The sequence below is a fragment of the Microbacterium umsixpiens genome, from assembly GCF_053543675.1.
Genome location: NZ_JBLVOH010000201.1, coordinates 24,436 through 29,479, shown reverse-complemented (window position 1 = coordinate 29,479; position 5,044 = coordinate 24,436). Strand labels below are relative to the sequence as shown.

Below are 5,044 nucleotides of genomic sequence, written 5' to 3'. Positions count from 1 at the left end.
GGACGCCGCGGCGGAACTCCCCGGCGGAGTGGAGTCGCGGGGCCTCGCTCTCGTGCGCCGTCCGGCCGACCCCGAGCCGTCGGCGATCCGCATCGCGCTGACGAGTCCCGCGGATCTGCGAGCGGGGGGGCTGCGGGGGGCGGCGGCCGATCCGCCCCGCAGCCCGTGGCTCGCCGCGCTTCCCACACGGATCCCGCTCGCGGACCTCGTCGGTTCTGCCGCGCTGGGTCCGGATGCCATCGTGCTCGGGCGAGCCGACGAACCCGCCCGCCAAGCTCAGCCACTCGAGCTTTTGCGCTGTGGGCAGGATCGAGGAATCGTGCTGCTGGGGGCGCCGGGGTCGGGCCGCTCCACCGCCTTGCGGGCCCTGGCTGCGCAGTGGCCTGATGCTGCGTGGGTGCCGAACGACCCAGAGGCGGCGTGGGACCTCCTCACGGCGTGGGCCGTGGGGAGTGAACGGATGCCGTCGCTCGTCCTCGGCGACGACATCGACGGGGTGCTCTCGACTCTTCCCCCCGAGTACGGTCAGCAATACACGCAACGGTGGGAGCACCTTCTCCGTGCCCGTGCGGAGACGACCTTCGTGCTGGCGGTGAGCAGAGCGGCGGGACCGCTGGGACGCATGATCGACGCTCTGCCGCGACGAGCGCTGCTTCGGATGCCGAGCCGAGTGGAGCATCTCGCGGCCGGGGGAGAGGCCTCGTCATACATCCGCGACCGTTCCCCGGGGCGTGCCCACATCGGCGACCGCGAGGTGCAGCTGGCATGGGTCCCGGAAGGCGCGGGGGTTTCCCCGGCCCTCGTCACACCTCCGGCCTGGGCGCCGTCGTGCGCGATCACCGCCGTCGTCAGCGCCGGAGCTGCTTCGGTCGTAGAGATGCTGCGTGCGGCGCATCCGGGGTGCGAGGTCATCGCTGCCGGGGCGGAGCCGACACAGCGCGACCGTTCTTGTGTGGTCGTGGGAGACGCGGAGGTGTGGCAGCGCAACTGGCCGTTGTGGCAGCGCATCCGAGGGGAGGGCGAAGTGCTGATCCGTGCCGAGCAGCAGTCCGATCTCCGTCAGCTCGCGGGCGTGCGGGAACTCCCGCCGTACGCGCGCACCCACGCCGGCCGAGCCTGGTCCGTCCGTGGTGCCGGAGCGCCGCGTCGCGTCGTCCTTCCTGCACTGTCGCCGCGATGAGCAGTGAGAGTCTCGGCTGGGCTCGGCTCGGCTCGGTAATGACGGGTGCGTCAGATACCGGCGCCTGGACGGATCGCGCCGACGATCGAGCCTCCGCCCGAAACCGTGAGGGGAAGCGCCTCCGCCAGCATGGCGACCTCGGCGCTGCTCAGGCCCCCTGCGCGCTCGAGGAGCGTCGCTGCCACGATCGTCGAAGCGCGCGTCGCGCCGTCCAGCATCTTCAATGCGACGGTCGTGCCGTTCGGGGCGACCATCACCATGACGCCCTCGGCTCCGTGTTTGGTGAAGACTCCGAGCTTCTCGATCGCGATCGTGTCGGGACGGCCGGGCCCTTCGATCGTCCAGGGACTCTCCCGCACCGCTCGCACCAGCGAACCGGCGACGCGATGAAGGGCGAAGGGCGAGCGGTCGGAGGCGGTGCCGATGCGGTGGATGCCTCGCGCGAGGGCGGTGAGGGTCATCGCGTGGACAGGGGCTCCGCACCCGTCGATCGCCGTGTGGGCGACCTTCTCGCCTGTGAGACGCTCGACGACATCGCGAATGTGCACCTGCAGCGGATGCGACGGGTCGAGATAGCCGGTGGTCGGCCAACCGGTCGCCACGCACGCACGCAGCATCGCGGCATGCTTTCCGGAGCAGTTCATCCGCACGCGCGTCGGCTCACCGTGCTCGCGGACGAGGTCATCGCGCGTCGCCGAATCACTCGGCCAGGACGCCGGGCACGCCAGGTCGTCCTCGGTCAGCCCGCCTTCGGTGAGGATGTCGCGAACGACGGAGGCGTGCCGGTCGGTACCGACATGGCTCGCCGTGGAGATCGCGAGCTGTTCGCCCTCGAGCACCGCACCTGCCGTGATGCAGGCCACCGCCTGCAGGGGCTTGAGGCTCGATCGGGGCAAGACCAACGCGTCGGGGTTGCCGTGGCGGGCGACGATGTCACCATCGGAAGAGAGCACGATCGCTGCGCCGGCGTGACGCGATTCGACGAATCCACTCCGTTCGACGACGGCGAGTTCCACGGAATCCTGAACGGTGAGAGTCTCCAGCACCCGTCAACTCTAGCGCCGGGCACGCCATCGCTCACCTCGGGTCGGTGGCCCCTGGCAGACTGAGGACATGGCAGAGTCGACCCCCCGCGCCCTCGGCGAACATCACTACGCGCTCACCTCGGTCTGGACCGGAAACACCGGCACCGGGACGTCCGGCTACCGGGACTACCGCCGCGAAGTCACCATCGAAGTCGACGGCAAGCCAGAGCTGCTCGCATCGGCGGACAAGCCGTTCCGCGGCGATCCCTCGCGGTGGAATCCGGAAGACCTCCTGCTCGCCTCGCTCTCCGAGTGTCACCTGCTCTCGTACTTGCACGCGTGCGTGACGGCCGGGGTGGTCGTCGTCTCGTACCGCGACGACGCGAGCGGGATGATGCGCGAAGACGGCAAGGGCGGTGGGGCGTTCGTCGAGGTGATGCTGCGGCCCGAGGTCGTCGTGGCGGACGCGTCGATGATCGAGGCGGCCGAGCGCGCTCACGCGCAGGCGAACGAATGGTGCTTCATCGCGAACTCGATGAACTTCCCGGTGCGCCACGAGGCGACCGTCCGCGCCGTCGAGTGACTCAGCGCGGCACGGGCGTCAACGGCGCTCGTGCGGCAGGGCCTGCTTGATCTTCTCGATCGTGCCCTGCGCAGGAGCCTCGTTGTACGCTCCGGCGAGCTCCTGACCGGACAGACCGTGGATGGCTGCCATGATCTCGTCGGTCGCCAGGCGACGCGCACGCCCACTGGTCGCAGGTCCGTGCGGCGACAGATCCAGCGGCTCGCCGAACCGGACCGTGATGCGCTCCTTGAGCGTCGGCATCTTCGCCCCGACGGGCATCACCTTGTCCGTGCCGATCAGCCCGACCGGCACGACGGGGGCGCCCGTCTGGAGCGCGAGGAACGCGACCCCGGTACGCCCCTTGTAAAGGCGGCCATCGGTGGAGCGCGTGCCCTCCGGGTAGAGCGCGACGGCGAGTCCCTCGTCGAGGAGCTGACGCTGCAGGTCGAGAGCATCCAGAGCCGCTTGCCCGGCACCGCGGCGCACGGGGATGGCACCGATCGACTCGAAGAAGGTCTTGCTCATCCAGCCCTGGAAGCCGGTGCCTTCGAAGTAGGTCGACTTCGCGAGAAAGTGCACCGGGCGGGGAGCGGCGACCGGGATCGCGATCGAGTCGATGAATGACAGGTGGTTGCTGGCGAAGATGACGGGCCCGGTCAGCGGAACGTTCTCGCGGCCCTCGATCTTCGGCCGGTAGACTATCCGCGCCAGCGGAGTGATGAGGCTGCGTCCGAGCGTGTAGGCGAATCCGGCGTGACGGGGCTTCGCAGTCTCATCTGACGACGAGGATTCCTCTTCTGACGAGGATTCGGGCTCGACGGACTGCTCAGAGGTCATCAGAGCAGGTTACTCCCGGATCCATGCCGGCGTGGGAATGAAGAGTCGCGCCGTGCCTCCCAGCGGGGGCAAAGGGGTATACGGCAGGATGGAGGTTCCCACCCGCGATCCCGAGGTCTCACTGTGCGCAAGCGTCCGCTCATCGTTCTGTCCACCGTCGCCGCGGCGACTCTGCTGCTCGCAGGCTGCTCCGGCAGCTCCGCGCCGTCGAGCTCCGGTACGCCGAGCCCGCCCGCGTCGAGTGAGTGCTTGCTGGACGCGCAGCCGGGCGAGACGTCTGACGCGGTCGTCGTCGAGGGAAAGGGCCTCGACGCGAAGGTCACCGTGCCCGCGGACGCGCCTTTCGCTGACGTCGAGCGCACCATCATCTCCGAGGGAGATGGTGACGAGGTCGTCGCGAACGACCTCGTGGGTGTGAAGTTCCAGATCGTCGATGCGGCGACGGGCGAGGTCGTCGACTCTTCCGCTCGCAGCGAGGGAGGAGAAGCCTCCGTCCTGCTCGACCAGAACAGTGCGTCACTGTTCATCGCAGCCCTCGAGTGCCAGCCGCTTGGTACTCAGGTGGTTCTCGCGCTTCCCGGAAAGGTCTTCGGAGAGGGTGGTACCGCCAAAGTCGTGTACGCCGAGGCTGTCGAGCAGCTCCCCGAGGTGGCGACCGGCAAGGACGTCGACCCGACCCCGGGCATGCCGACCGTCAAGCTCGCTGACAACGGCAAGCCCTCCGTCAAGATCCCGGACGGGGACGCACCGACCGAGACGAAGGTCGCCGTCCTCAAACAGGGTGATGGGGCCACAGTGGGCTCCGGTGACCTCGTGGTTGTTCAGTACCTCGGCGTCAAGTGGTCGGACGGCAAGGAATTCGACTCCAGCTGGAGCCGCGACGCTGCGCCGACACAGTTCCAGACCACGGGTGTGGTCGCGGGTTTCCAGAAGGCGCTCGAGGGACAGAAGGTCGGGTCTCAGGTCGTCGTCGTGATGCCGCCGTCGGACGGCTACGGCGCCAGCGAGGGACACGAGCTCCAGAAGGAGAGCCTCGTCTTCGTCGTCGACATCCTCGCCACCACGCCTGTCCAGCAGTAGCCACGGCGGCGACGAGGACGTGTCCTAGGCTGGCGTCATGCGTCGCATCATCGTCCTCGGCTCCACCGGCTCCATCGGCACCCAGGCGTTGGATGTCATCCGCGCCAATCCTCGTCGGTTCGAACTGGTCGGCCTCGCCGCCGGCTCGAACGCCGAGATGCTGGGTGAGCAGGCCGCGCAGTTCCAGGTCGAGGACACGGCGCTCGGTGCGGACGAGGCCGAGCAGCTCGTCCGCGATGTCGAGGCCGATGTCGTGCTCAACGCCATCACCGGCTCGATCGGACTCGGCTCGACTCTCGCGGCGCTGAAGGTAGGACGCACGCTGGCCCTGGCGAACAAGGAGTCGCTGATCGTCGG

The 5,044-nt window shown here is 68.9% G+C and carries 4 protein-coding genes and 2 pseudogenes; 4 read left to right on the top strand and 2 right to left on the bottom strand.

From position 1 onward, the window contains the following. Positions 1-1,180: pseudogene (locus ACNPM4_RS17915) on the top strand (hypothetical protein); the annotation flags it as partial. Between the two features lie 50 nt (positions 1,181-1,230). On the opposite strand, the gene ACNPM4_RS17910 reads toward ACNPM4_RS17915, so the two are convergent. Continuing rightward, positions 1,231-2,226: an asparaginase gene (locus ACNPM4_RS17910; protein ID WP_372467066.1), complete on the bottom strand. Its 996-nt coding sequence runs from the start codon at positions 2,224-2,226 to the stop codon at positions 1,231-1,233. Positions 2,227-2,293: 67 nt separating this feature from the next. Between ACNPM4_RS17910 and ACNPM4_RS17905 the strand changes: the two genes are divergently transcribed. Continuing rightward, positions 2,294-2,788, top strand: a complete 495-nt coding sequence (locus ACNPM4_RS17905) for an OsmC family protein (protein WP_029261852.1) — start codon at positions 2,294-2,296, stop codon at positions 2,786-2,788. 18 nt (positions 2,789-2,806) lie between these two features. Here the strand turns inward: ACNPM4_RS17905 and ACNPM4_RS17900 are convergent, their stop codons facing one another. Next, positions 2,807-3,607 carry a lysophospholipid acyltransferase family protein gene (locus ACNPM4_RS17900; protein ID WP_448986582.1) on the bottom strand — a complete coding sequence of 267 codons (801 nt, stop codon included), beginning with the start codon at positions 3,605-3,607 and terminating at the stop codon, positions 2,807-2,809. Between the two features lie 123 nt (positions 3,608-3,730). Between ACNPM4_RS17900 and ACNPM4_RS17895 the strand changes: the two genes are divergently transcribed. Both ACNPM4_RS17895 and ACNPM4_RS17890 read left to right on the top strand, forming a co-directional pair. After that, positions 3,731-4,687 (top strand): FKBP-type peptidyl-prolyl cis-trans isomerase, encoded by a 957-nt coding sequence (locus ACNPM4_RS17895; protein ID WP_448986581.1) that lies wholly within the window; start codon positions 3,731-3,733, stop codon positions 4,685-4,687. Between the two features lie 37 nt (positions 4,688-4,724). Further along, positions 4,725-5,044, top strand: a pseudogene (locus ACNPM4_RS17890) (1-deoxy-D-xylulose-5-phosphate reductoisomerase); the annotation flags it as partial.